The sequence below is a fragment of the Alteripontixanthobacter maritimus genome (assembly GCF_003340475.1).
In the GTDB taxonomy this organism is placed as follows: domain Bacteria; phylum Pseudomonadota; class Alphaproteobacteria; order Sphingomonadales; family Sphingomonadaceae; genus Alteripontixanthobacter; species Alteripontixanthobacter maritimus.
In genome coordinates this window covers 1,477,458-1,504,420 of sequence record NZ_QBKA01000002.1, presented here as the reverse complement: position 1 = coordinate 1,504,420, position 26,963 = coordinate 1,477,458, and the positions used below count along the sequence as shown (strand labels likewise).

The window sequence follows — 26,963 nt, the reverse complement described above, 5'->3', positions numbered from 1 at the left end:
TTAGCGGATAGCCGGTTTTGAACAAGGGTTTGCGCGGGTATCACCGCTATCCATGACCGGTCGGCCCGTGATTGGCGCGTGATTGGCGGGGGTAAACAACGCTTTCGCACTAGCCGAGCGCCCGCCACGGTGGCATTCGCTCTGGCAAGATCATGCTGACCCTGCCGAACATCCTCACGCTGTCGCGTATCGTGACGATTCCCCTGCTGGCCTTCCTGTTGTGGTGGCCCGACTGGGAAGTGGGATACGCGTTGGCTTTCGTATTGTACTGCATGATGGGGATTACGGACTATTTCGATGGCCTGCTCGCCCGGTCGAGCGGGGCTGTGTCGAAGCTGGGCATCTTCCTCGATCCGATTGCGGACAAGATCATGGTGGCGGCTGTCATCCTGGTGCTGACGGCGCAGGGCCTGCTGCGCGGGCCGTATGTCGGCGATCTCCATGTGATTGCCGGGCTGATAATCCTGATGCGTGAAATCGCGGTATCGGGGCTGCGCGAATTTTTGGCCGGATTGCAGGTGTCGGTACCGGTGACGAAGCTGGCCAAGTGGAAAACCACGTTTCAGATGGTGGCGTTGGGTGCGCTGATCTTTTCGGGTGCGGCCCCCGGGTGGAACATCACATTTGCCGATCTGACGTTCAATTTCCCGCATCTGGTCGGGATCGCGACGTTATGGACTGCCGCCGTGCTCACGCTTATAACCGGCTGGGATTATCTGCGGGTTGGCCTCAAGCACATGGATTGAAACGGGCCGCGCGTCTGCCGGTCCTACTCGATGAAACCGCTACCCATATGAAGCGGGGCGATCAACGGAATGCCGAAGCGGTCGCGCGGATCGTAGCTGTCGAATTCCTCGTTCGTGCCATCATAGCCGAGTGCGCTCACCACGGCCGGGTGCAGGGGAACGGAGAACTTGATCCCCACGTTCTTGCCCATCCGCCATACAACGCGGGCGTCCATTTGCGTCTGACTGTTCAGGCGTACCGTAATCAGCGCGCCTTCGGTAACGTCGGCATTGTCCGTTTCAAGCATGCATCCGCCGCTCGACAGATTGTACAGCGTTGCGGTGTCCCGCACGCCGTGGATGGTGATATCGATTTCCTCATCCAGCTGGAACCGGTTGAAAATACGCATGAGCCGCGCCCTTTTTGGTTGCGGGGACGCCCTAGCGCGGCTTCTTTCAATAAATCATGAACGCAGGCTTAGTCATCATGTTGGCCATCATCCCGCGCGCAATTCCCCGGCCAGCAATTCGAAGTCGGAAGCGCGCGGAGAATTCTTGCGCCAGACTAGCGCAATTTCACGCGTAGCAGCCGGCGACTTCAGCGGCCTTGCAACCACTTCGGTCCCGGCTAGAATATTCGCATCGAGCGCCATTTGCGGCAGGATCGTCAGCCCCAGACCGTTATCGACCATCTGCACCAGCGTATGCAGGCTGGTCCCGATCATGGTGGACGATCCGCCCAGTTCCGGACGTTGGCACACGGCCAGCGCATGGTCCTTCAGGCAATGCCCGTCTTCCAGGAGCAGCAGGCGCCCTTCATCGATCGAGGCCGGCGAGATCATGGCAGGCGGGTCGCGCGGATCGTCCTTCGGGAAGGCAACCAGCAGCGCGTCGTCCGCGATATGCGCGTGCCCGACTTCGCCGGTGTCGAAGGGCAAGGCCAGCAGTACACAATCCGCGCGCCCCTGATGCAGCGAATCGAGGGCATCCTGGCTCGGCTCCTCACGCAGGAACAGCTTGAGGCCGGGGCGTTCGCGGCGCAGGCGCGGCAGTATGCGCGGCAACAGGAACGGCGCGATGGTGGGGATGACCGACAGGCGCAGCTCGCCCGACAACGGTTTTCCGCTGGCGGCGGCAAGGTCGGTCAGATCCTCCGCCTCGCGCAGGAGCCGGTGCGCCTTTTCCACCACCTGTTCGCCAAGCTGGGTAAAGCGCACCACGCGGCGGCTGCGCTCCACCAGAGTCACTCCCAGCAAGGTTTCCAGCTCGCGGATACCGGCGCTCAGCGTCGACTGAGATACAAAGCTCGCCGTCGCCGCCCGGCCGAAATGGCCGTGTTCGTGCAGCGCAACGAGATATTGCAGCTGCTTGATGGTGGGAAGGTACGTGCTCATAGGACCGCGCTGTTAGCGCCCGTCTCCAGCAGCATCTTCCGGAGCGTCCCCGATGCTGGTCATGGCTAGCCGCCCGTCCTTGACTGCAAAGCCGGTGCGCCCTTCGACCAGTTCCAGCGCATCCTTGCCAAAGGCATCGTAGCGCCAGCCCTGCAGGATCGGCAGCTCGCGTACACCTGCGGCGAGCGCTTCCAGCTCGTCCGATCGTGTTAGCAAGCGGCTGGCCACGTCGATTTCGCGGCTGCGAATCTTGAGCAACAGCTTGAGCAAGTCCGCCACCAGGGCGCCTTCCTTGCCCAGCGGCGCGCCGCGCTTGGGGCGGTCGGGCAGTTCGTCTTTCGGCAGCGGTTCGGCTTCCTCAAGCACTTTCATCATGCGCTTGCCAATGTCGTTCTCGCGCCATGCGTTGCTCAGCCCGCGCACCTTGGCGAGATCGGCCTGTTTCTTCGGCGGATGGCTAGCGATATCGGCCAAAGTTTCATCGCGCACGATGCGGCCTCGCGGAATGTCCTTGTGCTGCGCCTCTCCCTCGCGCCACGCGGCCAGCGCTTTCAACCGGCCGAGCACGTCGGGCTTGCGGCCCTGCGCGCGGATGCGCCTCCAGGCGAGGGTGGGATCGTTGCGGTAATTATCCGGATCGGCCAATTTTTCCATCTCGGCATTCAGCCAGGCGCCGCGGCCTGTCTTGACCAGCTTTTTCAGCATCTTGGGAAAGATCGTGGCCAGATGCGTCACATCGCCGATGGCGTATTCGATCTGCCTGTCGGTCAGCGGGCGGCGGCTCCAATCCGTGAAGCGCGCGCCCTTGTCGACGGTAATGCCCAGCCAGCTTTCGACCAGATTGGCATAGCCGATCTGTTCCGACTGGCTGATTGCCATCATCGCGATTTGCGTATCGAAAATCGGGAAGGGCGTCTTGCCGGTCAGGTTGAACACGATTTCCACATCCTGTCCGCCGGCGTGGAAGATCTTCAGCACGTCCTCATTGTCGCACATCAGGTCCAGCAGCGGCTGAAGGTCGATGCCTTTCGCGAGCGGGTCTACGGCAGCAGCCTCTTCCTCGTTTCCGATCTGCACCAGGCAGAGTTCGGGGTAGTAGGTGTTCTCGCGCATGAATTCGGTATCGACGGCGACAAACTCGCCTTCTGCCAGACGCTTGCACATCGCAGCCAGCGTTTCGGTGTCCGTAATCAGGTCATGGATTTTCATAAGGTCTTTTCTTGTGTTGGGGCGGAATGCCGCCCGTCGGGGCGTTGCGGCCCCATTTCCTTGTTGCGTATTGCGGCGTTGCATTGCGGTGGGCAACTTGACAAAGCGCTGCGCATTCCCTGTTAGCGCGCGCATAAACGTGTAAGGCCTGTGCCGAGCCGCCCGCCCGCTGTCAGCCCGATCATGCAGCCTCATAACAAACGGGGGCGCCTGTAGCGCCAAAACCTGAAAATTGGAAAGTCTTTCGATGCACGCCTATCGCTCCCACACCTGCGCCGCCCTGACCGCAGACAATGTTGGCGATACCGTTCGCCTGTCCGGCTGGATCCACCGCAAGCGCGACCATGGCGGCGTGTTGTTCGTCGATCTGCGCGACCATTACGGCATGACGCAGATCGTGGCGGACGAAGATTCGCCCGCGCTGCCCATTTTCGAAGGGCTGCGGGTCGAAAGCGTCGTGACCATCGATGGCGAGGTAAAGGCGCGCGCCGAAGGGACCACGAACGACAATCTGTCCACCGGGGCGATCGAGGTTTTTGCGCGGCAGGTCACCGTGCAGAGCAAGGCCGATGAGCTGCCGCTGCCCGTAGCGGGCGAGCAGGATTACCCAGAGGACATTCGCCTGAAATACCGGTTCGTGGACCTGCGCCGCGAGACCATGCACGCCAACATCATGCTGCGGGCCAAGGTGATCTCGTCACTGCGCCACCGGATGGAAGCGCAAGGCTTCACCGAATTCAACACACCGATCCTGGCCGCGTCCAGTCCCGAAGGCGCACGCGATTATATCGTGCCCAGCCGCCTGCATCCCGGCACGTTCTACGCGCTCCCGCAGGCGCCGCAGATGTTCAAGCAGCTGCTGATGGTGGCGGGCTTCGACCGTTACTTCCAGATCGCGCCCTGTTTCCGTGACGAGGATTTGCGCGCCGACCGCAGCCCCGAATTCTACCAGCTCGATTTCGAAATGAGCTTCGTCACTCAGGAAGATGTGTTCCAGACCATCGAACCGGTGCTTGCAGGCGTGTTCGAGGAGTTTGCGAACGGCAAGAGCGTGACGCCAGCGGGCGAGTTCCCGCGGATCCCTTACCGCGAGTCCATGCTGAAATACGGCACCGACAAACCCGATCTTCGCAATCCGATCGAGATTGCGGATGTGGGCGCGCATTTTGAAAGTTCGGGCTTCGGCCTGTTCGAAAAGATCGTCGGCGGGGGCGGGGTGGTCCGCGCGATCCCAGCGCCCGGTACGAACGAGAAAAGCCGCAAGTTCTTCGACGAGATGAACGACTGGGCGCGCAAGGAAGGGTTTGCCGGCCTCGGCTATGTCACCCGCAAACAGGGCACCTTTGGCGGCCCTATCGCCAAGAACCACGGCGAAGATGGCATGGCGAAACTGTATGATGAGCTGGGGCTGGGCGATAATGACGGGCTGTTCTTCGCCGCCGGCAAGGAAAAGGACGCGGTCAAGCTGGCAGGCACGGCGCGCACACGCGTCGGCGAATTGCTCGGCCTGATCGATGCGAACACATTCAAGTTCTGCTGGATCGTCGATTTTCCGATGTTCGAATTCGACGAGGCTCTGCAGCGCGTCGACTTCAGCCACAATCCGTTCTCCATGCCGCAGGGCGACATGGAAGCGCTGGAAACCAAGGACCCGCTGGACGTATTGGCGTGGCAATACGACATCGTCTGCAACGGCTATGAACTGTCGAGCGGAGCAATCCGGAACCACCGCCCGGACATCATGTACAAGGCGTTCGAGATCGCCGGCTATTCCGCCGCGGAAGTGGACGAGAACTTCTCGGGCATGATCGAGGCATTCAAGCTGGGCGCACCACCGCACGGCGGCAGCGCGCCGGGGATCGACCGGATCGTGATGCTGCTGGCGGACGAGCCCAACATCCGTGAAGTCATCGCTTTCCCCTTGAACCAGAAGGCGCAGGATCTGATGATGGGCGCGCCGTCGGCCGTGACGAAAGATCAGCTACGCGATGTGCACATCCGCGTGATCCAGGACGCGGTGAAAACAGAGGACGTGAACAAGGAAGAGTTCGCACCCGGCGCAGGCGGTAGTCACTAGGGGACGCGCAAGCGGGCGGAGTTGGGCGAGCTACCGGCTCATCATCCTCTTGCCACCGTGCGCGCCCTTCAGTAGGGCCAAGCCGAATTGAATTTCCGAACGAATGAGGGCTATGAAATGAGCGATATTGCTGAACGCGTACAGAAAATTGTTGTCGAGCATCTTGGTGTCGAGGCCGACAAGGTCACCCAGGAAGCCAGCTTCATCGACGATCTGGGCGCGGACAGCCTCGACATCGTGGAACTGGTGATGGCGTTCGAAGAAGAATTCGGTGTGGAAATCCCCGACGATGCGGCGGAAAAGATCACCACCGTGGGCGACGCCACCAAGTATATCGAAGAGCACAAGGGCTGATCGCCTGACAGCTTTTTCCCGCCCTTTGTAAAGGGCGGGACCTGACAGGCCCGACCCCGACGCGGGTTGGGCCTGTGATGTTTTAGGAGAAGTTTGATGCGCCGTGTGGTTGTAACCGGACTGGGTCTCGTCACTCCGCTGGGAGGCGATGTCGACACGACCTGGGCGAATATTCTCGCCGGCAAAAGCGGCGCCGGGCCGATTACCCGCTTCGATGCTTCGGACCAGAAATGCACCATTGCCTGCGAAGTGAAACCGGCGGACCACGAATATGGGTTCGACGCGAACAGGCGCGTCGATCACAAGGTTCAGCGCCAGGTCGATCCGTTCATCGTCTATGGCATCGACGCCGCCGGGCAGGCGCTGGAAGATGCCGGGCTCACCGAAATGTCGGACGAATTGAAGGAGCGCACCGGCTGCTCTATCGGTTCGGGCATCGGCGGGCTGCCGGGCATCGAAAGCGAGTCGCTGGTACTGGCGGAGCGTGGCCCCGGCCGGGTCAGCCCGCATTTCGTGCATGGCCGTCTGATCAACCTCATCAGCGGGCAGGTCTCCATTAAATACGGACTGATGGGGCCTAATCACGCGGTCGTCACCGCCTGTTCGACAGGCGCGCATTCGATCGGCGATGCTGCGCGCATGATCAAGGATGACGATGCGGACATCATGCTGGCGGGCGGGGCGGAAGGCACCATCAACCCGCTCGGCGTGGCTGGTTTCGCGCAGGCCCGCGCGCTCAACATGTCCATGAACGACCGCCCGACCGAGGCCAGCCGGCCTTACGACAAGAACCGCGACGGCTTCGTCATGGGCGAAGGCGCAGGCGTGGTCGTGCTGGAGGAATACGAACACGCCAAGGCGCGCGGCGCGACTATCTATGCCGAAGTCGTGGGCTACGGCCTGTCGGGCGACGCCTATCACGTCACCGCCCCGCATCCCGAAGGCAGGGGCGCAGAACTGGCCATGCGGATGGCCTTGAAGAAGGCGGGCATGGGGCCGGGCGATATCGATTACGTGAACGCCCACGGAACCTCCACCATGGCCGACACGATCGAACTGGCGGCGGTGAAGCGCGTGCTGGGCGACGATCTGACCGGCGCCAGCATGAGCAGCACCAAGTCCGCCATCGGGCACCTGCTCGGCGGCGCGGGCGCTGTGGAAAGCATTTTCTGTATCCTCGCCATGCGCGACCAGATCGTGCCGCCCACACTCAATCTTGATGATCCGGACGACGGTACCGAGGGCGTGGACCTGGTGCCGCACACCGCGAAGAAGCGGCAGGTGAAGGCTGTGCTCAACAACAGCTTCGGTTTCGGCGGAACCAATGCCAGCCTCATTATGAAGCAGGCCGACTGAGCCATGTTCAAACGCGGTTGCCTGTTCCTTATCGCACTGGCGATCGCCGGGCTGATCGCCATCGGCATCTTCGCCTATGGCTGGTGGGGTTCCGCCCAGGTGGAGGAGGACACCGCCTTCATCGTGCCGTCCGGGTCCTCGCTGACATCGGTTGCGAACAGTCTTGAGGAACAGGGCCTGATCGAGAACGCCGACGGCTTCCTGCTGCGCGCCAAACTGTTCGGCGGTGGGGATCCGATACAAGCGGGCGAATTTATGATCGCGGCCGGTGCCAGCCCCTCGACCATTCTCAATACCTTCCAGTCGGGCGATGTCATCCGGCGGTTCGTGACCATTCCGGAAGGCACGCCGTCCATCATCGTGATGGAAAAGCTTATGGCGGAGCCGCTGCTGACCGGCGAGATCGCGGCCCCGGCAGAAGGCTCCGTCCTGCCCGACACCTACGCCTTCGAACGCGGCGAACCGCGCGGCGCGGTGCTCGCCCGGATGCAGCAGGCGATGGACGAAACGCTGGCCGAACTATGGGCGCAGCGCAAACCCGGTATCGCGGTGTCAACACCGGAAGAGGCGGTGATCCTTGCCAGTATCGTGGAGAAGGAAACCGGCGTAGCGCGGGAACGGCGCATGGTGGCCGGGCTGTATTCCAACCGGGTGAAAGATGGCATGCTGCTGCAGGCCGACCCGACGATTATCTACCCGATCACCAAGGGCAAGCCGCTCGGCCGCCGTATCCGCCAGTCGGAAATCGCTGCGATCAACGACTACAACACCTATTCGATGGCGGGTCTGCCCAAGGGTCCGATCACCAATCCGGGCCGCGAGAGTATCGCCGCGGTCCTGAACCCGGCCGAGACCAGCGCGCGCTACATGGTGGCGGACGGGACGGGCGGCCACGCCTTCGCCGATACGCTGGAAGAGCATAACGCCAATGTGGACAAGTGGTTCGCCCTGCGCCGCAAACGGGGCGAGATGTGACACGAGGCGACCGTTTGCCCCTGTGCTGGGATGACGGATCGCGTGAGGCCAAGGATGACCGATAACGCGCCCCTGATCCTCACCGCCCAGCTGCCAAAGGACATGCACCGCTGGGCGACGTCGCTGCGAACCGAGCACTTCCCGCCCGAACGCAATCACCTGGAAGCGCATGTCACGCTGTTCCATGCCATCCCGCATTTTGCGGAAGAGGAAGTTCGGGCCGAATGCGCTCGTATCGCAGCCGAGATGTCGCCTGTCCCGGCCGAGCTGGAGGGTCTGCTGAACCTCGGCCGCGGCACGGCCCTCAAACTGACCAGCCCCGCCATGCTGTCGGTCCGCGATCGCATTGCAGAGCGTTTGCACGGCCTGCTCACAGCGCAGGACCAACACACGCCGCGCCTGCATGTCACGATCCAGAACAAGGTGACGCTGGACGCTGTTAAGGCATTGCAGGCACAGCTGGCGGACCAGATCGAACCGCGCAGCTTCGCCTTTCGCGGGCTGGCGTTGCACCGTTATCTGGGCGGACCGTGGGACGCGGTGAAAGACTGGCCGTTTCGCGGTTGACCACCTGCACCGCGCAGCCTAAACGCGCGCCTTCGCAAACAGCGCCACGCGCGCTCAAGCGAGCCCCATGGGGCGGAGTAGCTCAGCTGGTTAGAGCAGCGGAATCATAATCCGCGTGTCGGGGGTTCAAGTCCCTCCTCCGCTACCATTCGCATCAGTTGCAATAGTTCTCTATCGGCCACAAAAATTAACGTAGTCGATAAAGTTTGGACAGAATTGAAGACGATGTGTTTCGGAGAATATCAGATATCGTGGTGTCTTTCCTTCGCATAGGTATTGATTGACTCGCTGATACCGCCCCCTTAATTCTCCCGCGATATCTGGGGAGTCAAATGCCTAAGTCAGTTGTATCGTTGGATGCCTATGTCCTGCCGGATGACCATCGCATTTTTAAGGTGTCCCCGGGAAAAACCTATCGTTTCTATAAAGAGGTAAAGCGCTCGAACGCGATTTTTTTGGATGTGCGCGGGCTGGATGATTTAGACGGGCACCCTGTTACATGGTCCGATCAAGAAATTGTGAAAGTGATCGCCGCTGACCGGTGGGATCGAGAATTAAAAAGCCGTGATCGCGGTAATGAGCCAAAGGGTTCCAAAGCTGTCAATCGGACGGATCGGACCCGGCTAGGTTTTTTAAAAGCTTTGCTGGGAGATGCACAGAAGGGCGATTTGGTTATTGTCCCAGTTGAGGGTTACATTAACGATGTTCTGATTGGTGAATTGCTTGATGAACCTTGGGATACGAAAAGTATCGTCGCTCAAGATGGTGACGATGGAGAATTCACCTACATCGGCCGACGCGTGGAATGGAAGGCAGCGCAACCTAAACGCTTTTTCAGCGGCGGAATGATCAAGGCGCTCCACACGCAAACGGCGGTATTCCAGATTGGACGAAGCTTACACGAAGAGGTCTATCGTCTCGCATATCGAAATTTCGTTTACCGAGGTCATTTTGTCGCCGAGTTTCACACTGGCAAAGCTCGTTTCACATCTGAAGATAGCGCGGTACTTTCGGCATGGTTGAACGGATTTGATTACCTTCGGTCTCGCTTGGGTAAGGGCGGAGCGCTGCCCAACTCCTTCTATGAGATGGGTCTATCTAAGGTTCCCGACAGTGCAGCCGCCGATCTAACGATCAATGTTAATTCACCCGGAGTATACGTCCTTAAATCCTCTGGTGGTTTTGCCTTGGCGTTGATGGGCATGTTCGCCCTTACAGGCTGTGATAGTAAAACCGTTGTGGACAACGGCGTTACCGTTGAACTCAAAACCGTAGGTGTCGGAGCGAATGATGCGGGAACGGCTATTGAGGAGTGCATTAATGATATGGCTGTAGCTTTGGGTGAAGCAAGGCTCGACCAAGCGAGTGATTTGTGCGGCCGAGCAGAGAGGGATGCCAAGGTGACGACCGCAGCAAGCTTGAAAACAGGGCTGAAAGCGAGCAAATAGCTATCATGGCCACCGTTTCGCAGCCCATCCCGCAATTTACGCGAGCACAGCTATCACGCTGGATAAAGCTCGCTCTAGGTGGCCTTGCAACCGCACTGGTCGGCGGGTTTTTTGCTGCGGTATTCACATATTATGCTACCGCGAGACTTAATAATGAAGCAGCGCTGCAACAGCAATATCTGGTAGCGGTGCAAGATTTTAATGCGACAGGTGCAAACGTAGATGCTGCGATTACCGAACTCGCGGATAATGTGTTAGATGGTCAAGAGGTCGCACAGGCGCGGCGAGAAGCAAGACAAGCTATCGCAGCACATGTAGCAGCAACACAAGCCCTTGCTCCTTTGATGGGTAAAGGCAATGTTGCCGAGTACATGAAGGGTTTGGCAACTCTTCGACTTATGGTTGACGACACCGACGGTAGAAGTGCCGCGCTCAAAACTTCCAAGGCTCGCTTCACATTAATGGAAAATCGTACGACGATGATCGCGGAAGCGCGGCGGCGAGTTTACGGCAACTTTTAACGAAGCCTTGGAAAGCAGCAAACTCGAGCAGTTCATCGCTGAACTTAAATCCGATACCGGCCATGCCAACGCTTTCGAAGCTACTCTAGGGTCAATGGCAGGAAAGTCGAAAGAAGCTTCACAAGCATCGCCTCAAAACGATTGCAACAATTGAAGCAGAACTAGGATCCTTCGATATAGTTAGTCTGGTGTTGAGGTCCGACGATAGTGTGGAAGCGTAACCTTAAGAGCTTCGTTAACTGCTTTGGTTCACACTCTTAGTACCCTCTTCAACTACTAGCCAATCGCCCGCTCGCCCACGATAGACAGGCCGTAGCCTTCCAGCGCGACCATCGAGTGCTTCGTATTGCTCAGCAGCACCATGTCGCGCACGCCCAGCTCCGCCAGCACTTGTGCGCCGCCGCCGTAATCGCGTTGTTCGGGCGGTTCGCTGGCGTTTGCGGGCAGGGAATCGAGTTCCTTGCCGCTGTCGCTCAATTTCATCGCCCGGCTGACATAGTTGGGGCTGGGCCGGTTGATCAGCACGACCACGCCCGCGCCTTCCTCGTCGATCTGGCGCATGGAATTTTCCAGCAGGCCGGAGCGCTTGGAATCTTCGGCGAACACGTCGGGGAAGATGGACAGCATGTGCATCCGCACCAGCGTAGGCGCGTCCGGTTCGATCTGGCCCTTCTGCAGCGCCAGCGTCTCTTCGCCGGTGGCTTTGTTGTAGAAGGCGATCGCGCGCCAGGTTCCGCCCCAGCGGCTGTCGAACTGCTTTTCCCCGCGCCGTTCGATCAAATGATCGTGTTCGCGGCGATAGGCGATCAGGTCGCGGATGGTGCCGATCTTGAGGTCGTGGCGGCGGGCGAACTTCACGAGGTCTTCCATCCGGCTCATCGTGCCGTCGTCGTTCATGATCTCGCAGATGACGCCGCTTGCGTTGAGGCCGGCGAGGCGGGAGATATCCACCGACGCCTCGGTATGGCCGGCGCGCACCAGCACGCCGCCCTCGCGCGCGACCAGCGGGAAGACATGGCCGGGCGTGGCGATGTCGTCCGGGCCTTTCGTGCCGTCGATGGCCACCGACACGGTGCGTGCCCGGTCGCCCGCGCTGATACCGGTGGTCACGCCCTCGCGCGCCTCGATCGAAGTGGTGAAGGCGGTTTCGTGGCGCGACAGGTTGTTGCTGCTCATCAAATCGATGCCGAGCTGCTTTACGCGTTGCTTGGTCAGCGCGAGGCAGATCAGGCCGCGCCCATGGGTAGCCATGAAGTTGATCGCGGCGGGCGTTGCCATCTGCGCCGGGATCACCAGATCGCCCTCGTTTTCGCGGTCCTCGTCATCGACGAGCACGAACATGCGGCCGTTGCGGGCCTCTTCGATAATCTCCTCTGCCGAGACGACCACCGGGGTTTCGTCATTGTCGGACAGGAACGCGTCGAGCTTGCCCAGCGTGTCGCTGGTGGGGTTCCATTTCTCGTCCATGCAATCGCGCAGCGAGTTGGCGTGGAGGCCTGCCGCGCGGGCAATGGCAGCACGGGACATCAGCCCGTCATCGACGATGGCGCGGACGCGCTCGATAGTGGTTTTGCTCATGATTCGCACGTGTAATCACATTGAAATGTGATCGCAACAACGCAATGTGATTTGCGCATACGTCTTGCGCCGGGAGGGGTTCATAGTCAGGTGTGAGCGTAATGTCGCATTCTCTTCCGCTCCATCTTCAAGCCCTGGCGCAAATCGTACGGGATGGCGGCGCGCTGTGCACGCTCGCGGCGATCGAGGGAAGTTACTCACGCCGGGTCGGAGCGCAGCTGGCGATAGCGCCGGACGGATCGGTGGCGGGCGATCTGGCGGATCACTGCCTCGAACGCGAGCTGGTTTCGCAAGTCCGACGAGCGGCGGAGGCAGGCGCGGCGCATGTGCTGCGGATTGGCGAGGGGTCTCCACTGATCGACTTTAGGCTGCCGTGCGGGTCTTCGCTCGACATACTGATCGATCCTGCGCCCGATACGACTGCGCTTGCCGAATGCTATGACCGCATGAAAGAGCGGGAAGCGGCGCGATGTGAGCTGCCGGCGGGGCCGCTGAATGCGGTAGTCTATACACCGCAGCTGCGCATCCATGCGTTTGGCGGGGAGGGGGAGTGCGCGGCCCTGCAGGCGCTCGCCGCGCCCTGCGGGGTGGAAGTGCTGTGCCATCATGACGGCCTGTCGCTCGGCCAGCCGCCCGATCATATCCATCCCGATCCGTACAGCGCTGTGGTCTGCCTGTTCCATGACCATGAGTGGGAGCGCGCCATTCTGCCGTGGGCGCTAAGAAGCGAAGCGTTCTTTACGGGAGCTATCGGCGGAGCGCGGGCGCGAGCAGAGCGGGCGGAAATGCTGCGCGAGGCGGGCTTCGTACAAAGTCAGATTGCGCCTCTTGCAAGGCCCATCGGTTTGATCCCGCAGGCCCGTGATCCGGCCACGCTGGCGCTTTCCATCCTGGCCGAAACAGTTCAGCGATACGAGGCACTGCGTTCTGCATGAGTGGCGCGGCAATCATGGTGGCAGTGCTGGCCGCCGGGTCCTCGCAGCGGTTTGGGAGCGACAAGCGGCAGGCGTTGCTGGGTGGAAGGCCGCTTGCCCACCATGCGCTGGAGACGGCGCGGCGGGCGGCGGATGCGCTGCAGGCGGAGTGCATTGCGATTGTCCCGGCGGATGGCGGGCTTGCGATGCCGCCCCGCATCACCGCGCGCGCCAATTCGGACAGCGCGCGCGGTATGGGGACGTCCGTGGCGATGGCGGCGCGGCTGGCACAGGAGGCGGGGTGCGATACGCTGGTGGTGACGCTGGCGGATATGCCGTTCGTTCGCGCGCAGACGCTCGTCCGGTTGATGAAGGGGCGCATGGAAAAGCAGGCCGCCGCATGTCTCCATCCCGGCTCGCCGCGCCACTCCGGTCCTCGGCCCGGTCTGCGCCCCGGCCCGCCGGCGGTGTTCGATGCGCGGCATTTTGCGGCCTTGCAGCAGCTTGAGGGAGAGCGCGGGGCGGGGGCGTTGCTGGCCCGGCTGGCGGGGGAGGGCGCCGTCCACTGCCTCGCCGCCGATACGCTGGCCCCGCATGAGCTGACCGATATCGACACCCCCCAGGCGCTCGCGAGGGCAGAGGCCTTGCTGGCGGACGGTTAGGCGGCGCCCTCATCATCATCCACGCCGTCATCCCCGTCCAGCAACCGCTTCGCCGCCATGTCGCGGCGGCGCATGGCTTCCAGCTTGGCATCGATGGAGGCGAGGATGGCGTCCTCGTCCCGGTCCTCCTGCGCGGCGCGCTCGGCCAGCACTTCTTCGCGGATGCTTTCATAGATCGGATGGCCGGGCTTCAACGCCTGCACCCCGTATTTCTGCGGTAGACGGTGCTGGAGGAGGAAGCGCAGCAGCGCATTGTCCGGCTTGTCCCACCAGCCCAGGATTTCCCCGCCCGACACGATGGGGGTGGACGTACCCTGCAGCGCGCGTTCGAGCGCGCAATCCTCCAGCCGCTGCATCCCGCGATCGAGCGCCGCGTCCCACGCCTCGCGAAACCCCTCCGCCCCCGGCCGCGCGCGCAGCTTGTACAGCGCCTCCATGGACTTCCCGATGGAGCGCGCCGCCTGCGTCACGATCCCGGTCGCCGCCAGCGTAGCGACAAAGCGCCGCTGGCGTTCGGGCGTAATAGAATTGGAACGCGGCCGCGCATGGAGATAGGGCGCAAAGTCCAGCAAAGGATCATCCGCCCCCGGCTCCTCCCCCGGAAAGGCGACGGCGGACGTCCCGTGCCGCGGAATAGCGCGAGTGGAGCGGGCGGGCGGTATGGATGGCTGATCGGTCATCCGCGAGCAGATTGCAGAAAATGGGGGTGTAGGAAAATGGTTTGTTTTGGAAAGGTCGATGTCAGCGGACACCGTTATCGAAACAAGTCAACTACGTAACAGTGGCCGTACGCATCCTACTATGTGATTAGCCTTACCGGGGGGTCGGTTGGGACGCCATACATGCTATTCGAATGGGGCAATATGATCGAGGATAAGACCGAATTTTCGTCAATTACTGAAAAGCAACGGGAGGTGATGAGCCTCCTTGTGGAATTCAAGACATCGAAGGAGATCGCTCGATTGCTGAGCATTTCTCCGCACACCGTTGACCAGCGCATTAATTTCGTTCGAAAAAAACTAAACGTATCATCAAGGTCGGAAGCCGCTTCAAAGTATCGTCGATTATCAGAGGTATACGATAAACCGATATATGAAGATTCCGATGTTCCCAAACCAGACATTTTGGCGAAAGTTAATGTCCAGGACGAAGCGGAGAAGCTTCTGATCGTTAAACATCCAGAACCGAGTGGTCTGGATGGGGTGGCTGATCAGAAGCAGTTTAACCGCATTGGACCTAGGGTGTTCGTAGGCAAGTTTGGAACCTTAGCTCGGATCGTGGCAATTCTGCTTATTGGTCTGACCTTGATGGTTATCGGCGTTTTGGGATTGGCTGTTTTCCAGCAACTATCTCAAATTTTCGCTACCTGACTGCGCAGCGTTCGAGAGGTGAGGCATAGTCCGATGGGGCAACGACAGGGGAATTTTCTCGATGATTTCAGCTACAATAGCGCAGATGCGTATCCAACGTGATCTTACAGACGCGGAAGCGGCGTTGGCCGAGGCCCTTGTCAAGCAAACCTCACTGTTAGCGACGCTGCTTACCGCAAGGCGGGACGTGTCGACAAAACCATTCCAAGGACATTTGGAGATCGTTCGTTTATTGAAATCGCAGCAGGCGCTTCTCGATGCCGAAGGTAATCTCTTACGTGTGCATGGCGGGCTAAAGAAAATTCAAGGTGATGTTCTGGGCTATGTCGAATGCCCAGAAAACGAGCCAATGAAGGAAATAAAGACCGGGTAGACCGTATTGGCAGGATTTTGCTGCTATACCATAATTTGTTATGTCTATTGAGATCACTCTTGTTGTCGGAATGCTAATTCTTCTGGCTGGGTTAAGCTACCGTTTTGGGGAAGCACCCGAGCGTTTGATAATTGGTATCATCCTTGGTAAATTCATAATGGTAAGAGTTATATCAGGATTGGCGAGCGAACCGCTGTTAAGTACGGTCCGTAGCGATCTGATCGTGCTTGATTTGCTGGGCTTGGCCGCAATGGTCCTCATTGCTGTGAAGGCGAACCGGGTTTGGACAATGGTGGCCGCCGGCGCTCAAGTACTAATTGTATATGGTCATGCCTCTGCGTACCTATCCGATTCCGGAATGCAGCGTGCTTATTGGGCTCTGACGCAGCCGCCGGTAGGCCTTCAATTGCTCGCTTTGATCTCAGGGTTAATTGGGTGCAAGAAACGCCGCCAACGGGCTGTGTATTATTGCGCGTGGTTGCCTCGCAGTAGTCGCGGCTAATCGGCTTTAATTCATGGATCAGGCATCCAAGCTGGCTCGCGGGCTGTTATTGATTGGAAATCAGTTGTTAGCCCTCGCGGGCGATGCCGCGGACCTTAAGGAGAGCGTTCCCAATACGCCATCGTCGGCGTTTGACTTTCAAAACGACAGCCACCTCTGGCTCGCCCTTGCCAAACATGATCTGGAGGAACGCCGACGGAGGAGGGGTTTCATCGACCCAAGTATGTTGGGAGACGCTGGCTGGGAAATCCTGCTCGATCTATACATTGCGGCAAAAGAGCGCACAAAAGTGGCAACGATGGACGTCCTTGTTGACGGGACAATGTCGCACACAACAGGGCTACGGTGGATCGAGAAGCTGGAATCAGCAAAATTGGTGGAGCGTGAGCAGGACGCTTCGGATAGTCGTCGCAAGTTCTTGCGGTTGTCGCTGCTAGGCTATCAGAAGATGACTGCATATTTTAGCGACGGTCGGAAAGCTCTGCTCGAAGAAGACCTGATGCGAACTCGAACGCGAACGAAATCGAAGGCGTCGGAAGCGGAGAAAGCATTGATACAGGTTGACGACGCGACTTGACCAAAACTTAAATCCAACATAGACGCCCTCCCATCCAAGGCAGGCTTCCTCCTCTTGAGGCGCTCGCTGCGGACAGATAGAGCTGAACATTGCCGGTTATGTCCCGGGGGCCTGGTGCGCCGAAGCGATTCGGAGCAGCGAGGCTCTTTTCTATTGGGTTCTGCTTTCCGACTGGGTTCCCGCTTTCGCGGGAATGACGATGGGAAGATGGAACGCGGGGCAGCCGTCAAAGTAACCCGGTGCGGTTTGCGCCTGGTGGAGTGTTTCAGGCTCGCGCAAGGGAAGGTTGCCAGTGGCGGCTTTTCTTATCTCGCTGGGTTCCCGCGTTCGCGGGGATGACGATGCGGGGTGGTTTGCGCGGCCCGCGACTTTCTCCACCTGTCGTATCTCGCGCCACCATACAGGTGAAGAGTACTTCATGCCGACAATCAACCAGCTGGTCCGCAAGGGCCGCGTTCCGCAGAAGGCCAAGTCCAAGGTCCCTGCGATGGAAGCCAACCCGCAGAAGCGCGGCGTTTGCACACGCGTTTACACCACGACTCCGAAGAAGCCGAACTCGGCGTTGCGCAAGGTGGCCAAGGTTCGCCTGACCAACCAGCGCGAAGTCATCAGCTACATCCCGGGCGAGGGCCACAACCTCCAGGAGCACAGCGTCGTGCTGATCCGCGGCGGCCGTGTGCGCGACCTTCCAGGGGTCCGCTACCACGTGCTTCGCGGCGTTCTCGACACGCAGGGCGTGAAGGATCGCAAGCAGAGCCGTTCCAAATATGGGGCCAAGCGGCCCAAATAAATTTGGGCTAGTTTTTTGTTGGGTGCGAAAAGCGCATCCGCGCTTTCCTCGGTGCCAGCCCGTCTCCCCCTCCCAACCACCCGATCATGTTCCGATACGGTATCGGGTGGTTGGGAGGGGGAGACGGGCCGGCACCGCAAGGCGGACCCGGATGGGTCTGCCGCACTCCGAAGGAGTTAACAGATATGTCACGTCGTCGTCGTCCCGAAAAACGGGAAATCCTGCCCGATCCTAAATTCAAGGATCTGATCCTGTCGAAGTTCATGAACAACCTCATGCTCGACGGTAAGAAGTCCACTGCCGAACGCATCGTCTATGGCGCGCTCGACACGGTGGAGGAAAAGGCCAAGACCAATCCGGTCGAGGTGTTCCACGCCGCGCTCGACAACATCAAGCCGCAGGTCGAGGTGCGTTCGCGCCGCGTCGGTGGTGCCACGTACCAGGTGCCGGTCGAGGTTCGCCCCGAACGTGCCCAGGCTCTCGCCATTCGCTGGATGATTACCGCTGCGCGCGGTCGTCCGGAAACCACCATGTCGGCGCGTCTCTCGGGCGAGCTGATGGATGCGGCCAACAATCGCGGCAACGCGGTGAAGAAGCGTGAAGACGCGCACCGCATGGCCGATGCCAACCGGGCGTTCAGCCACTACCGCTGGTAGTGTGCGTAAAGGGCGGGGCGCTTTGACTGCGGCCCGCCTTTAACGCCCGATCTCAATCCCCATATGGGTGCCTATCGAGGCCCCTCGACAACCCAAGGAACTATCATGGCTCGCGAATATCCGCTGGAGCGTTACCGCAATATCGGGATCATGGCGCATATCGACGCCGGGAAAACGACGACGACGGAGCGTATCCTCTATTACACCGGCAAGTCCTACAAGATCGGCGAAGTCCATGACGGCGCCGCCACGATGGACTGGATGGAGCAGGAGCAGGAGCGCGGGATCACGATCACGTCGGCTGCCACCACCACCTTCTGGGCCGCCGAAGACGGCAAGGGCCCGAAGCACCGGATCAACATCATCGATACGCCGGGCCACGTCGACTTCACGATTGAAGTTGAAAGAAGCCTGCGAGTATTGGATGGCGCGGTCGCAGTATTCGACGGCGTTGCCGGAGTGGAACCGCAGTCCGAAACAGTATGGCGCCAGGCCGATAAATACGGCGTGCCGCGGATGTGCTTCATCAACAAGTTGGACCGCACCGGCGCCGACTTTTATTACTGTGTGCAGTCGATCATCGACCGTCTGGGCGCAGTGCCGCTTGTTCTGTATCTTCCGATTGGCGCCGAAGGCGGCCTGCGCGGCGTGGTCGACCTCGTGAACAACCGCGGGATCGTCTGGGAAAATGACGGTCTGGGCGCAGAGTTCAACTACATCGACATTCCCGATGACATGGCCGACAAGGCTGCGGAATATCGCGAAAAGATGATCGAGCTCGTCGTCGAACAAGACGACGAAATCATGGAATCCTATCTCGAGGGCAACATCCCCGAAGCGGACCAGCTGAAGAAGCTGATCCGCAAGGGCACGATGGACCGCGCTTTCGTGCCGGTCATTTGTGGCTCAGCGTTTAAGAACAAGGGCGTGCAGCCTCTGCTCGATGCAGTTGTGGATTACATGCCAAGCCCGCTCGACGTGCCAGCGATCAAGGGCGTGCTGCCGGATAGCGACAAGGAAGAGACGCGCGAGTCTAGCGACGAAGCGCCCTTCAGCGCTCTGGCGTTCAAGATCATGAACGATCCGTTCGTGGGCTCGCTGACTTTCACGCGCATCTATTCCGGCATGCTCGCCAAGGGTCAGGTCCTGAACTCCGTCAAGGAGAAGAAGGAAAAGATCGGCCGTATGCTGCTGATGCATTCCAACAACCGCGAGGATATCGAGGAAGCCTTTGCCGGCGACATCGTTGCCATCGCGGGGATGAAGGACACCACGACGGGCGATACCCTGTGCGACATGGCGCATCCGATCATTCTGGAACGCATGGAATTCCCCGATCCCGTGATCGAACTCTCCGTGGAGCCGAAGACCAAGGCCGACCAGGAAAAGATGGGCGTTGCGCTCAATCGTCTGGCTGCCGAAGACCCAAGCTTCCGCGTCACGACCGATCACGAATCCGGCCAGACCATCATCAAGGGAATGGGCGAGCTTCACCTCGACATTCTGGTCGACCGGATGAAGCGCGAATTCAAGGTCGAGGCCAATGTGGGTGCACCCCAGGTGGCCTATCGCGAATCGCTCGGTCGCCAGATCGATGTCGATTACACCCACAAGAAGCAGTCGGGTGGTTCCGGGCAGTTTGCCCGTGCCAAGGCGACCTTCATTCCGGGTGAACGCGGCCAGGGCATCGTGTTCGAGGATAGCATCAAGGGCGGTAATATTCCTCGCGAATATATTCCAAGCCTCGAGAAGGGCATGCGCGAACAGGCCGACAGCGGTTACCTGATCGGCTTCCCGATCATCGATTTCACCATCCAGCTGACGGACGGCGCCTACCATGACGTCGACTCCAGTACGGTGGCTTTCGAAATTTGCGGTCGCGGTGCGATGCGTGAAGCGGCGGAGCGCGGCGGCATCAAACTGCTCGAGCCGGTGATGAAAGTGGAAGTCATCACGCCCGAGGATTACCTCGGCGATGTGATCGGCGATCTCAACTCGCGTCGCGGGCAGATCCAGGGCACCGACACCCGCGGCAATGCGCAGGCCGTCGAAGCTATGGTCCCGCTGGCCAACATGTTTGGTTACGTGAACGAGCTGCGTTCATTCAGCCAGGGCCGCGCAAACTACTCCATGCAGTTCTCGCACTATGAAGAAGTGCCGGCGAGCGTGGCGCAGGAGGTCAAGGAGAAGCTTGCTTAAGGCAGGCTTACCGTTTAGGGGCGGCGCCTGTTTCGCGGGCGCCGTCCAAAACCCGCAAAAAGACATAATTTCAGACAAAGGTTATTGAGACATGGCGAAGGAAAAATTCGAGCGGAACAAGCCGCACTGCAACATCGGCACCATTGGTCACGTCGACCATGGCAAGACCACACTGACGGCAGCAATCACCAAGGTGATGGCTGAAGTCAACGGCGGCGCTGCTGTCGATTTCGCAAACATCGACAAGGCTCCTGAAGAGCGCGAGCGCGGCATCACGATCTCGACCGCCCACGTGGAATACGAAACCGAAGCGCGCCACTATGCGCACGTCGATTGCCCGGGCCACGCCGATTACGTGAAGAACATGATCACCGGTGCCGCCCAGATGGATGGCGCAATCTTGGTTGTGAACGCTGCTGACGGCCCGATGCCGCAGACACGTGAGCACATCCTGCTTGCTCGCCAGGTCGGCGTGCCTGCGCTGGTCGTGTACATGAACAAGGTCGACCAGGTCGATGATGAGGAAATCCTCGAGCTCGTCGAACTGGAAGTCCGTGAGCTTCTGTCCGCCTATGATTTCGATGGTGACAACATCGCTATCGTCAAGGGTTCGGCTCTGGCTGCTCTCGAGGGTCGTGACGACGAAATCGGCAAGAACTCCATCATCGAACTGATGAAGGCTGTCGACGAGCACATTCCGCAGCCCGACCGTCCGGTCGACAAGCCGTTCCTGATGCCGATCGAGGACGTGTTCTCGATCTCCGGTCGCGGTACGGTTGTCACCGGCCGTGTCGAAACCGGCATCGTGAATGTTGGTGACGAAGTTGAAATCGTCGGCATCAAGGACACGGGCAAGACGACCGTGACCGGCGTCGAGATGTTTCGCAAGTTGCTTGATCGCGGTGAAGCTGGTGACAACATCGGTGCACTGGTTCGCGGCGTCGGCCGTGAAGACGTCGAGCGTGGTCAGGTTCTGGCCAAGCCCGGTTCGGTCAACCCGCACACCGAATTCAGCGCCGAAGTGTATGTGCTTTCGAAGGACGAAGGCGGCCGTCACACGCCGTTCTTCGCCAACTATCGCCCGCAGTTCTACTTCCGCACGACGGACGTCACCGGTGAAGTAATCCTTCCCGAAGGCACCGAAATGGTGATGCCTGGCGACAACGTGACGATCAACGTCAAGCTAATCGCACCGATCGCCATGGACCCAGGTCTCCGCTTCGCTATCCGCGAAGGTGGCCGGACTGTTGGTTCCGGGGTTGTCAGCGAGATCACTAAGTAATATAGGCTTGGCTCACCGGCGGGGGATTCGTCTCCCGCCGGTCAGGTTTTGGTTTGGGGTCGCCCCTATCCGGTTCGCCGGAAGGCGGGCGGCTCTTTATTTTTGGGAGTGTGTCGGCCTCGCCGGAATGCTCCTCGGCTCTTTCGCATCGGTATAGGTTATGGAAGCTCAGAATATTCGCATTCGCCTGAAGGCGTTTGACCACCGCGTACTCGATCAGGCAACTGGCGAGATTGCGGAAACGGCCCGCCGCACCGGCGCGCTTATTCGTGGCCCCATTCCCATGCCGACGCGCATTGAGAAATTCACCGTGAACCGCGGCCCGCACATCGACAAGAAGTCGCGCGAGCAGTTCGAGGTGCGTACCTACAAGCGGCTGCTTGATATCGTTCAGCCAAACGCCCAGACGGTGGATGCGCTGATGAAGCTCGACCTCGCAGCTGGTGTAAACGTCGAAATCAAGCTGGCCTAACGGCAAGTTCAGACTACCTCCGGACTTGGTCCGGAGTGGGGCGAAGGCCCCGCAAGACACTGGGATACCTCCGGAAACTCCGGGCAAGCGTCCCCCGTCTCGTTGCCGTGCAAGCGGTGACAGTTAGCCCGGACGGGGCGACGTATCGAACAATTGGGCTGACAAGCACCTCGGATGAGCCGGGGTGCCTCTGTTGAGGAGTTCGTACGATGCGCACAGGCGTTATCGCAAAGAAGATCGGGATGACCCGCCTCTTCCAGGAGGATGGCCGGCACGTGCCCGTTACCGTCCTTGCTCTGGAAGATTGCCAGGTCGTGTCGCACCGCACCATGGACCGTGACGGCTACGTCGCGCTGCAGGTCGGTTCGGGCACGGCGAAGCAGAAAAACGTCAACAAACCGCAGCGTGAAGCCTTTGCGAAGGCAGAAGTCGGTTTGAAGATGAAGGTCGCGGAATTCCGCTTGAACGACGAAGAGGCCTTGCTTCCCGTCGGCGCTACTATCACTGCAGATCACTTTATCGCTGGTCAGAAGATCGACGTGACGGGTTATACGCAGGGTAAAGGCTTTGCCGGTGCCATGAAGCGTTGGAACTTCGGCGGTCTGCGCGCCACTCACGGTGTTTCCGTTTCTCACCGCTCGCACGGTTCGACCGGTCAGCGGCAGGATCCCGGCAAGGTTTTCAAGAACAAGAAAATGGCCGGCCACATGGGTGACCGTCAGCGTACCCAGCAGAACCTTGAAGTGGTTCGCACCGATGCTGAGCGTGGCCTGATTTTCGTTAAGGGTTCCGTACCCGGCACCAAGAATGGTTGGATGATGGTTCGGGATGCTGTGAAGCTACCGATGCCTTCGGAGGCGCCGTTCCCCGGTGCCATGCGACGTAACGCCGCTGAAACTGCTTCTGATGATGCGAAGCCCGGTCTTGTGGAAGGCGCGGCAGAGCATGAAGTAACGCCGGAAGTTTCGCCGGAACTGCAGGCCAAGCTGCTTGAAGAGCAAGAAGCCGGTGCGGCATCGGAAATCGCTCCCGCGGGCGAGCCTGGTGCGACGATCGACCCGGTCAACAATCCGTCGGAGGCCAAAACGGCTTCGGATGATGATGGTAAGGAGGGCTGAACCGATGAAGGTGAAGGTCCAAAAAATCGACGGCAGCAAGGCATCTGGTGATGTCGAGCTTAACGACGCCGTGTTCGGTGTCGAGCCGCGTGCCGATATCCTGCACCGCGTTGTGACGTGGCAGCTGGAAAAGCGGCGCGCGACTGCACGGCCTGCCCGGGAGCGTGCCGATGTTGCCCGTACCGGCGCCAAGCACGGCCCACAGAAGGGTTCGGGCGGCGCTCGTCACGGTGATCGCGGCGCTCCAATCTTCATCGGCGGCGGTAAGGCCCACGGCCCACGCAAGCGGGATTTCAATCCCTCGCTGAACAAGAAAATCCGCGCGCTCGGCCTGAAAATGGCCTTGTCGAGCAAGGCGAAAGACGCGCTGGTCGTTGTCGATACGCTGGAACTGAAAGATGCCAAGACCAAGGCTTTGAAGGGACACTTCGAAAAGCAGGGTTGGGGCGGCAAGGTTCTGGTGATCGACGGGGAAGCTGTGAATGACAGCTTTACCAAGGCTGCCGGCAACCTCCCGGGCGTCAATGTGATGCCGGCGATGGGCGCCAACGTCTATGACATCCTGAAGCACGATACGCTGGTCCTCACCAAGGATGCGGTCGAAAAGCTGGAGGCCCGTTTCGATGGCTAAGGACACGAAAAACGGTGTGGACGCGCGTCATTACGACGTCGTCCTCGCCCCCCACATCACCGAGAAGTCGACGCTGCTGTCCGAGTATAACGGCGTCGTTTTCAAGGTCGCGAACGACAGCACGAAGCCGCAGATCAAGGAAGCGATCGAGGCTCTGTTCGACGTGAAGGTCACGAACGTGAACACGATCGTGACCAAGGGCAAGAGTAAGCGCTGGAAGGGCAAACCTTACAAGCGTTCCGATTTCAAGAAGGCCATTATCACACTGGCCGAAGGTGACTCCATCGACGTCACCAGCGGGATCTGAGGCGAACCATGGCACTCAAGAATTATAAACCGACCACTCCCGCCCGTCGCGGCCTGATCCTCGTCGACAAGTCCGGCCTGTTCAAGGGCAAGCCGGTCAAGTCGCTGACCGAGGGCAAGCGCAAGACTGGTGGCCGCAACAATAAGGGGCACATCACCTCGCGCGGCATCGGCGGCGGTCACAAGCAGAAGTATCGCTTCATCGATTTCAAGCGTCGGAAGTGGGACGTGGAAGGCACCGTGGAACGGATTGAATACGATCCAAACCGCACTGCTTTCATCGCACTCATCAAGTACACCGATGACGAGATGGCTTATATTCTCGCCCCGCAACGCCTCGCGGTTGGTGATAAGGTCATCGCTGGTGAGAAAGTCGATACGAAGCCCGGCAACGCCATGCTTCTGGGTCAGATGCCTGTTGGCACCATTATCCACAATGTGGAGATGAAGCCGGGCAAGGGTGGGCAGATTGCCCGTTCCGCCGGGGCTTACGTCCAGCTCGTCGGCCGCGACCGTGGCATGGTCATGGTCCGTCTCAACTCTGGCGAGCAGCGTTATCTGCGCGCCGATTGCATGGGTACGGTTGGCGCGGTGTCGAACCCCGACAACCAGAACCAGAACCTGGGCAAGGCCGGCCGCAAGCGCTGGATGGGCGTTAAGCCACTTACCCGCGGTGTCGCCAAGAACCCTGTCGATCACCCGCATGGTGGTGGTGAAGGCAAGACCAGCGGTGGTCGCCATCCGGTTACGCCTTGGGGCAAGCCGACCAAGGGCGCCCGCACTCGCAAGAACAAGCAGACGGACAAGATGATTATCCGTTCGCGTCACGCCAAGAAGAAGAGGTAACGGACATGGCACGTTCCGTATGGAAGGGTCCGTTCGTGGAGCTGTCCCTGCTTAAGAAGGCAGAAGACGCACAGGAAGCGAGCAGCAACAAGCCGATCAAGACCTGGTCGCGCCGCAGCACGGTCCTGCCGCAATTCGTTGGGCTGACGTTCAATGTCTATAACGGTCACAAGTTTATCCCGGTATCCGTGTCGGAAGACATGGTCGGTCACAAGCTCGGTGAATTTGCGCCAACGCGTACGTTCCCTGGTCATGCGTCCGATAAGAAGGGCAAGCGATAATGGGCAAGGCAAAAACTCCGCGCCGCGTGGCCGAGAACGAGGCTCTTGCTGTGGGTACCACAATTCGTGGTTCCGCGCAGAAGCTCAATCTCGTCGCTGAACTGATCCGTGGCAAGAAGGCCGAAGAGGCGCTCAACATCCTGACCTTCTCCAAGAAGGGCATGGCTCGCGACGCGTTCAAGGTGCTGTCGTCCGCAATCGCCAACGCCGAGAACAACCATAACCTGGATGTCGACGCGCTGATCGTTGCCGAGGCGAGCGTCGGCAAGGCGATCACAATGAAGCGGTTCCACACACGCGGTCGCGGTAAGTCGACACGTATCCTGAAGCCGTTTAGCCGGCTGCGGATTGTTGTGCGCGAACACGAAGAAGAGGAGGCGTAAGATGGGTCAGAAGAGTAATCCGATCGGTCTACGGCTCCAGATCAACCGCACTTGGGACAGCCGCTGGTACGCCGAAGGGCGTGATTATGCGCAGCTGCTCAAGGAAGACATCGAGATCCGCAAGCACATCATGGGTTCGCTGCCACAGGCTGCGATTTCCAAGGTTGTGATCGAGCGTCCGGCGAAGCTTTGCCGCGTATCGATCTATGCAGCGCGTCCCGGCGTCATTATCGGCAAAAAGGGCGCGGATATCGAGAAGCTGCGTGGCGCTCTGGCGAAAATGACGTTGAGCGAAGTGAAGCTGAATATCGTCGAAATTCGCAAGCCGGAAATCGATGCCAAGCTCGTTGCTACCGGTATCGCTGACCAGCTGATCCGCCGGATTGCGTTCCGCCGTGCAATGAAGCGCGCGATGCAGTCCGCCATGCGTTTGGGCGCTGAGGGCATCAAGATCGTTTGTGGCGGTCGTCTCGGCGGCGCGGAAATCGCCCGTGTCGAACAGTACCGTGAAGGCCGCGTGCCTTTGCATACGCTCCGCGCCAATGTCGATTATGCCGAAGCCGAAGCGCTGACGGCATATGGGATCATCGGTATCAAGGTCTGGATCTTCAAGGGCGAGATCCTTGGCCACGATCCGACCGCGCAAGATCGCCTCATGATGGAAGCACAGACATCCGGCGTAAGGCCTGCCCGCTAGGGCGGACTGCCAGGGATAGAGAAAAGCAATGCTGCAACCAAAAAAACACAAGTATCGCAAGGCCTTCAAAGGCCGGATCAAGGGCTCTGCCAAAGGCGGAACGACCCTGAACTTCGGATCTTATGGTCTTAAGGCCCTAGAGCCTGAGCGTATTACCGCGCGCCAGATCGAAGCCGCTCGCCGTGCAATTACGCGTCATATGAAGCGTCAGGGCCGTTTGTGGATCCGCGTCTTCCCCGACGTGCCAGTGTCCAAGAAGCCTGCCGAAGTCCGTCAGGGTAAGGGTAAGGGTTCCGTGGAATACTGGGCCGCTCGTGTGAAGCCAGGTCGCATTCTGTTCGAGCTGGACGGCGTTGCCGGTCCGCTTGCGGCAGAAGCGTTCAGCCGCGCCGCGATGAAGCTTCCCATCAAGACGAAGGTTGTCGCCCGCCTCGGCGACACCTCGCACCTGGAGGGTTGAGCATGGCAGATACCAAATCCACCGTGGAAGATATGCGCACCAAGTCTGACGACCAGCTTACCGAAAGCCTCGTCGAATTGAAGCGCGAGCAGTTCAACCTGCGCTTTCAGGCAGCTACCAACCAGTTGGAACGGCCTGCCCGGATCAAGGAAGTTCGCCGCGCGATTGCGCTGATCAAGACGTTGCAGAACGAACGTTCCGCAGCATCGGCCAAATCCAGCGCGGCCTGAGGAGTTTAAC

Annotated in this window: 32 protein-coding genes and 1 tRNA gene; 28 read left to right on the top strand and 5 right to left on the bottom strand. The window is 59.7% G+C overall.

The annotated features are described in order from the left end of the window. Positions 1-152: 152 nt before the first annotated feature. Complete coding sequence (pgsA, locus tag HME9302_RS07465) at positions 153-746, top strand: CDP-diacylglycerol--glycerol-3-phosphate 3-phosphatidyltransferase (RefSeq protein ID WP_115366502.1); 594 nt, start codon at positions 153-155, stop codon at positions 744-746. Between the two features lie 23 nt (positions 747-769). On the opposite strand, the gene HME9302_RS07460 is transcribed toward pgsA, so the two are convergent. From HME9302_RS07460 to rnd, 3 genes are all read right to left on the bottom strand, one after another. Next, positions 770-1,135 (bottom strand): PilZ domain-containing protein, encoded by a 366-nt coding sequence (locus HME9302_RS07460; protein WP_115366501.1) that lies wholly within the window; start codon positions 1,133-1,135, stop codon positions 770-772. A gap of 87 nt (positions 1,136-1,222) precedes the next feature. Beyond that, the gene (locus HME9302_RS07455) at positions 1,223-2,119 is read right to left on the bottom strand and encodes a hydrogen peroxide-inducible genes activator (RefSeq protein ID WP_115366500.1); all 897 of its coding nucleotides are present in this window, start codon (positions 2,117-2,119) and stop codon (positions 1,223-1,225) included. 12 nt (positions 2,120-2,131) lie between these two features. After that, a complete protein-coding gene (gene rnd / locus HME9302_RS07450; RefSeq protein WP_115366499.1) occupies positions 2,132-3,328 on the bottom strand; it encodes a ribonuclease D in 1,197 nt (398 codons plus the stop codon). A gap of 247 nt (positions 3,329-3,575) precedes the next feature. Here rnd and aspS point away from each other — a divergent pair, with 247 nt between their 5' ends. From aspS to HME9302_RS07410, 8 genes are all read left to right on the top strand, one after another. After that, on the top strand, positions 3,576-5,405 hold the full coding sequence (aspS, locus tag HME9302_RS07445) for an aspartate--tRNA ligase (RefSeq protein WP_115366498.1): 1,830 nt from the start codon (positions 3,576-3,578) through the stop codon (positions 5,403-5,405). 117 nt (positions 5,406-5,522) lie between these two features. Then, the gene (locus tag HME9302_RS07440) at positions 5,523-5,759 is read left to right on the top strand and encodes an acyl carrier protein (RefSeq protein WP_115366497.1); all 237 of its coding nucleotides are present in this window, start codon (positions 5,523-5,525) and stop codon (positions 5,757-5,759) included. Between the two features lie 96 nt (positions 5,760-5,855). Continuing rightward, positions 5,856-7,115, top strand: coding sequence for a beta-ketoacyl-ACP synthase II (gene fabF / locus HME9302_RS07435; protein ID WP_115366496.1), 1,260 nt, complete (start codon positions 5,856-5,858; stop codon positions 7,113-7,115). Between the two features lie 3 nt (positions 7,116-7,118). Then, positions 7,119-8,090, top strand: coding sequence for an endolytic transglycosylase MltG (mltG, locus tag HME9302_RS07430; RefSeq protein WP_115366495.1), 972 nt, complete (start codon positions 7,119-7,121; stop codon positions 8,088-8,090). Between the two features lie 54 nt (positions 8,091-8,144). After that, positions 8,145-8,657 carry a 2'-5' RNA ligase family protein gene (locus tag HME9302_RS07425; protein WP_115366494.1) on the top strand — a complete coding sequence of 171 codons (513 nt, stop codon included), beginning with the start codon at positions 8,145-8,147 and terminating at the stop codon, positions 8,655-8,657. 71 nt (positions 8,658-8,728) lie between these two features. After that, positions 8,729-8,805 (top strand) — tRNA-Met (locus tag HME9302_RS07420). A gap of 184 nt (positions 8,806-8,989) precedes the next feature. Beyond that, the gene (locus tag HME9302_RS07415; protein ID WP_115366493.1) at positions 8,990-10,105 is read left to right on the top strand and encodes a hypothetical protein; all 1,116 of its coding nucleotides are present in this window, start codon (positions 8,990-8,992) and stop codon (positions 10,103-10,105) included. A gap of 5 nt (positions 10,106-10,110) precedes the next feature. Continuing rightward, on the top strand, positions 10,111-10,626 hold the full coding sequence (locus HME9302_RS07410; RefSeq protein ID WP_115366492.1) for a hypothetical protein: 516 nt from the start codon (positions 10,111-10,113) through the stop codon (positions 10,624-10,626). 276 nt (positions 10,627-10,902) lie between these two features. On the opposite strand, the gene ribB is transcribed toward HME9302_RS07410, so the two are convergent. Next, positions 10,903-12,204: a 3,4-dihydroxy-2-butanone-4-phosphate synthase gene (ribB, locus tag HME9302_RS07405; protein ID WP_115366491.1), complete on the bottom strand. Its 1,302-nt coding sequence runs from the start codon at positions 12,202-12,204 to the stop codon at positions 10,903-10,905. Between the two features lie 101 nt (positions 12,205-12,305). Here ribB and HME9302_RS07400 point away from each other — a divergent pair, with 101 nt between their 5' ends. After that, entirely contained in the window at positions 12,306-13,139 is an 834-nt protein-coding gene (locus tag HME9302_RS07400) for an XdhC family protein (RefSeq protein WP_115366490.1), read from the top strand. After that, positions 13,136-13,780, top strand: a complete 645-nt coding sequence (locus tag HME9302_RS07395) for a nucleotidyltransferase family protein (protein ID WP_115366489.1) — start codon at positions 13,136-13,138, stop codon at positions 13,778-13,780. Before HME9302_RS07400 ends, HME9302_RS07395 begins: the two co-directional genes overlap by 4 nt. Here the strand turns inward: HME9302_RS07395 and HME9302_RS07390 are convergent. Then, positions 13,777-14,460: a hypothetical protein gene (locus HME9302_RS07390; protein ID WP_115366488.1), complete on the bottom strand. Its 684-nt coding sequence runs from the start codon at positions 14,458-14,460 to the stop codon at positions 13,777-13,779. The genes HME9302_RS07395 and HME9302_RS07390 overlap by 4 nt on opposite strands. 183 nt (positions 14,461-14,643) lie before the next feature. Between HME9302_RS07390 and HME9302_RS07385 the strand changes: the two genes are divergently transcribed. The 17 genes from HME9302_RS07385 to rpmC all read left to right on the top strand — a co-directional run bounded on the left by HME9302_RS07385 (position 14,644) and on the right by rpmC (position 26,953). Beyond that, positions 14,644-15,150, top strand: coding sequence for a helix-turn-helix domain-containing protein (locus HME9302_RS07385; RefSeq protein WP_115367566.1), 507 nt, complete (start codon positions 14,644-14,646; stop codon positions 15,148-15,150). A gap of 61 nt (positions 15,151-15,211) precedes the next feature. Continuing rightward, positions 15,212-15,523 carry a hypothetical protein gene (locus HME9302_RS07380; protein ID WP_115366487.1) on the top strand — a complete coding sequence of 104 codons (312 nt, stop codon included), beginning with the start codon at positions 15,212-15,214 and terminating at the stop codon, positions 15,521-15,523. A 515-nt stretch (positions 15,524-16,038) separates the two neighbouring features. Further along, entirely contained in the window at positions 16,039-16,602 is a 564-nt protein-coding gene (locus tag HME9302_RS07370) for a MarR family transcriptional regulator (protein WP_115366485.1), read from the top strand. A 418-nt stretch (positions 16,603-17,020) separates the two neighbouring features. Then, the gene (gene rpsL / locus HME9302_RS07365) at positions 17,021-17,392 is read left to right on the top strand and encodes a 30S ribosomal protein S12 (protein ID WP_115366484.1); all 372 of its coding nucleotides are present in this window, start codon (positions 17,021-17,023) and stop codon (positions 17,390-17,392) included. 185 nt (positions 17,393-17,577) lie between these two features. Further along, a complete protein-coding gene (gene rpsG, locus HME9302_RS07360) occupies positions 17,578-18,048 on the top strand; it encodes a 30S ribosomal protein S7 (RefSeq protein WP_115366483.1) in 471 nt (156 codons plus the stop codon). Between the two features lie 105 nt (positions 18,049-18,153). Beyond that, a complete protein-coding gene (fusA, locus tag HME9302_RS07355) occupies positions 18,154-20,247 on the top strand; it encodes an elongation factor G (RefSeq protein ID WP_115366482.1) in 2,094 nt (697 codons plus the stop codon). A 91-nt stretch (positions 20,248-20,338) separates the two neighbouring features. Beyond that, positions 20,339-21,529: an elongation factor Tu gene (gene tuf / locus HME9302_RS07350; protein WP_115366481.1), complete on the top strand. Its 1,191-nt coding sequence runs from the start codon at positions 20,339-20,341 to the stop codon at positions 21,527-21,529. A gap of 160 nt (positions 21,530-21,689) precedes the next feature. Continuing rightward, positions 21,690-22,001 (top strand): 30S ribosomal protein S10, encoded by a 312-nt coding sequence (gene rpsJ, locus HME9302_RS07345; protein WP_061924928.1) that lies wholly within the window; start codon positions 21,690-21,692, stop codon positions 21,999-22,001. Positions 22,002-22,210: 209 nt separating this feature from the next. After that, positions 22,211-23,119 (top strand): 50S ribosomal protein L3, encoded by a 909-nt coding sequence (rplC, locus tag HME9302_RS07340; RefSeq protein WP_115366480.1) that lies wholly within the window; start codon positions 22,211-22,213, stop codon positions 23,117-23,119. 4 nt (positions 23,120-23,123) lie between these two features. Continuing rightward, positions 23,124-23,750 carry a 50S ribosomal protein L4 gene (gene rplD / locus HME9302_RS07335; RefSeq protein WP_115366479.1) on the top strand — a complete coding sequence of 209 codons (627 nt, stop codon included), beginning with the start codon at positions 23,124-23,126 and terminating at the stop codon, positions 23,748-23,750. Then, complete coding sequence (locus HME9302_RS07330) at positions 23,743-24,057, top strand: 50S ribosomal protein L23 (protein ID WP_115366478.1); 315 nt, start codon at positions 23,743-23,745, stop codon at positions 24,055-24,057. The genes rplD and HME9302_RS07330 overlap by 8 nt, the downstream gene beginning before the upstream one ends. A gap of 8 nt (positions 24,058-24,065) precedes the next feature. Beyond that, positions 24,066-24,902, top strand: coding sequence for a 50S ribosomal protein L2 (rplB, locus tag HME9302_RS07325; RefSeq protein WP_115366477.1), 837 nt, complete (start codon positions 24,066-24,068; stop codon positions 24,900-24,902). Positions 24,903-24,907: 5 nt separating this feature from the next. Then, on the top strand, positions 24,908-25,183 hold the full coding sequence (rpsS, locus tag HME9302_RS07320) for a 30S ribosomal protein S19 (protein ID WP_115366476.1): 276 nt from the start codon (positions 24,908-24,910) through the stop codon (positions 25,181-25,183). Then, complete coding sequence (rplV, locus tag HME9302_RS07315; RefSeq protein WP_115366475.1) at positions 25,183-25,566, top strand: 50S ribosomal protein L22; 384 nt, start codon at positions 25,183-25,185, stop codon at positions 25,564-25,566. The genes rpsS and rplV overlap by 1 nt, the downstream gene beginning before the upstream one ends. 1 nt (position 25,567) lies before the next feature. Beyond that, positions 25,568-26,263, top strand: a complete 696-nt coding sequence (gene rpsC, locus HME9302_RS07310; protein ID WP_115366474.1) for a 30S ribosomal protein S3 — start codon at positions 25,568-25,570, stop codon at positions 26,261-26,263. Positions 26,264-26,291: 28 nt separating this feature from the next. Next, positions 26,292-26,723 carry a 50S ribosomal protein L16 gene (gene rplP, locus HME9302_RS07305; protein WP_115366473.1) on the top strand — a complete coding sequence of 144 codons (432 nt, stop codon included), beginning with the start codon at positions 26,292-26,294 and terminating at the stop codon, positions 26,721-26,723. Positions 26,724-26,725: 2 nt separating this feature from the next. Continuing rightward, positions 26,726-26,953 carry a 50S ribosomal protein L29 gene (gene rpmC / locus HME9302_RS07300; protein WP_115366472.1) on the top strand — a complete coding sequence of 76 codons (228 nt, stop codon included), beginning with the start codon at positions 26,726-26,728 and terminating at the stop codon, positions 26,951-26,953. The last annotated feature ends 10 nt before the right edge of the window (positions 26,954-26,963 follow it).

Bases quoted from the DNA above. Each gene is read 5' to 3' on its own strand.
- pgsA (WP_115366502.1), top strand. From the start codon at position 153: ATGCTGACCCTGCCGAACATCCTCACGCTGTCGCGTATCGTGACGATT.
- HME9302_RS07460 (WP_115366501.1), bottom strand. From the start codon at position 1,135: ATGCGTATTTTCAACCGGTTCCAGCTGGATGAGGAAATCGATATCACC.
- HME9302_RS07455 (WP_115366500.1), bottom strand. From the start codon at position 2,119: ATGAGCACGTACCTTCCCACCATCAAGCAGCTGCAATATCTCGTTGCG.
- rnd (WP_115366499.1), bottom strand. From the start codon at position 3,328: ATGAAAATCCATGACCTGATTACGGACACCGAAACGCTGGCTGCGATG.
- aspS (WP_115366498.1), top strand. From the start codon at position 3,576: ATGCACGCCTATCGCTCCCACACCTGCGCCGCCCTGACCGCAGACAAT.
- HME9302_RS07440 (WP_115366497.1), top strand. From the start codon at position 5,523: ATGAGCGATATTGCTGAACGCGTACAGAAAATTGTTGTCGAGCATCTT.
- fabF (WP_115366496.1), top strand. From the start codon at position 5,856: ATGCGCCGTGTGGTTGTAACCGGACTGGGTCTCGTCACTCCGCTGGGA.
- mltG (WP_115366495.1), top strand. From the start codon at position 7,119: ATGTTCAAACGCGGTTGCCTGTTCCTTATCGCACTGGCGATCGCCGGG.
- HME9302_RS07425 (WP_115366494.1), top strand. From the start codon at position 8,145: ATGACCGATAACGCGCCCCTGATCCTCACCGCCCAGCTGCCAAAGGAC.
- HME9302_RS07415 (WP_115366493.1), top strand. From the start codon at position 8,990: ATGCCTAAGTCAGTTGTATCGTTGGATGCCTATGTCCTGCCGGATGAC.
- HME9302_RS07410 (WP_115366492.1), top strand. From the start codon at position 10,111: ATGGCCACCGTTTCGCAGCCCATCCCGCAATTTACGCGAGCACAGCTA.
- ribB (WP_115366491.1), bottom strand. From the start codon at position 12,204: ATGAGCAAAACCACTATCGAGCGCGTCCGCGCCATCGTCGATGACGGG.
- HME9302_RS07400 (WP_115366490.1), top strand. From the start codon at position 12,306: ATGTCGCATTCTCTTCCGCTCCATCTTCAAGCCCTGGCGCAAATCGTA.
- HME9302_RS07395 (WP_115366489.1), top strand. From the start codon at position 13,136: ATGAGTGGCGCGGCAATCATGGTGGCAGTGCTGGCCGCCGGGTCCTCG.
- HME9302_RS07390 (WP_115366488.1), bottom strand. From the start codon at position 14,460: ATGACCGATCAGCCATCCATACCGCCCGCCCGCTCCACTCGCGCTATT.
- HME9302_RS07385 (WP_115367566.1), top strand. From the start codon at position 14,644: ATGATCGAGGATAAGACCGAATTTTCGTCAATTACTGAAAAGCAACGG.
- HME9302_RS07380 (WP_115366487.1), top strand. From the start codon at position 15,212: ATGATTTCAGCTACAATAGCGCAGATGCGTATCCAACGTGATCTTACA.
- HME9302_RS07370 (WP_115366485.1), top strand. From the start codon at position 16,039: ATGGATCAGGCATCCAAGCTGGCTCGCGGGCTGTTATTGATTGGAAAT.
- rpsL (WP_115366484.1), top strand. From the start codon at position 17,021: ATGCCGACAATCAACCAGCTGGTCCGCAAGGGCCGCGTTCCGCAGAAG.
- rpsG (WP_115366483.1), top strand. From the start codon at position 17,578: ATGTCACGTCGTCGTCGTCCCGAAAAACGGGAAATCCTGCCCGATCCT.
- fusA (WP_115366482.1), top strand. From the start codon at position 18,154: ATGGCTCGCGAATATCCGCTGGAGCGTTACCGCAATATCGGGATCATG.
- tuf (WP_115366481.1), top strand. From the start codon at position 20,339: ATGGCGAAGGAAAAATTCGAGCGGAACAAGCCGCACTGCAACATCGGC.
- rpsJ (WP_061924928.1), top strand. From the start codon at position 21,690: ATGGAAGCTCAGAATATTCGCATTCGCCTGAAGGCGTTTGACCACCGC.
- rplC (WP_115366480.1), top strand. From the start codon at position 22,211: ATGCGCACAGGCGTTATCGCAAAGAAGATCGGGATGACCCGCCTCTTC.
- rplD (WP_115366479.1), top strand. From the start codon at position 23,124: ATGAAGGTGAAGGTCCAAAAAATCGACGGCAGCAAGGCATCTGGTGAT.
- HME9302_RS07330 (WP_115366478.1), top strand. From the start codon at position 23,743: ATGGCTAAGGACACGAAAAACGGTGTGGACGCGCGTCATTACGACGTC.
- rplB (WP_115366477.1), top strand. From the start codon at position 24,066: ATGGCACTCAAGAATTATAAACCGACCACTCCCGCCCGTCGCGGCCTG.
- rpsS (WP_115366476.1), top strand. From the start codon at position 24,908: ATGGCACGTTCCGTATGGAAGGGTCCGTTCGTGGAGCTGTCCCTGCTT.
- rplV (WP_115366475.1), top strand. From the start codon at position 25,183: ATGGGCAAGGCAAAAACTCCGCGCCGCGTGGCCGAGAACGAGGCTCTT.
- rpsC (WP_115366474.1), top strand. From the start codon at position 25,568: ATGGGTCAGAAGAGTAATCCGATCGGTCTACGGCTCCAGATCAACCGC.
- rplP (WP_115366473.1), top strand. From the start codon at position 26,292: ATGCTGCAACCAAAAAAACACAAGTATCGCAAGGCCTTCAAAGGCCGG.
- rpmC (WP_115366472.1), top strand. From the start codon at position 26,726: ATGGCAGATACCAAATCCACCGTGGAAGATATGCGCACCAAGTCTGAC.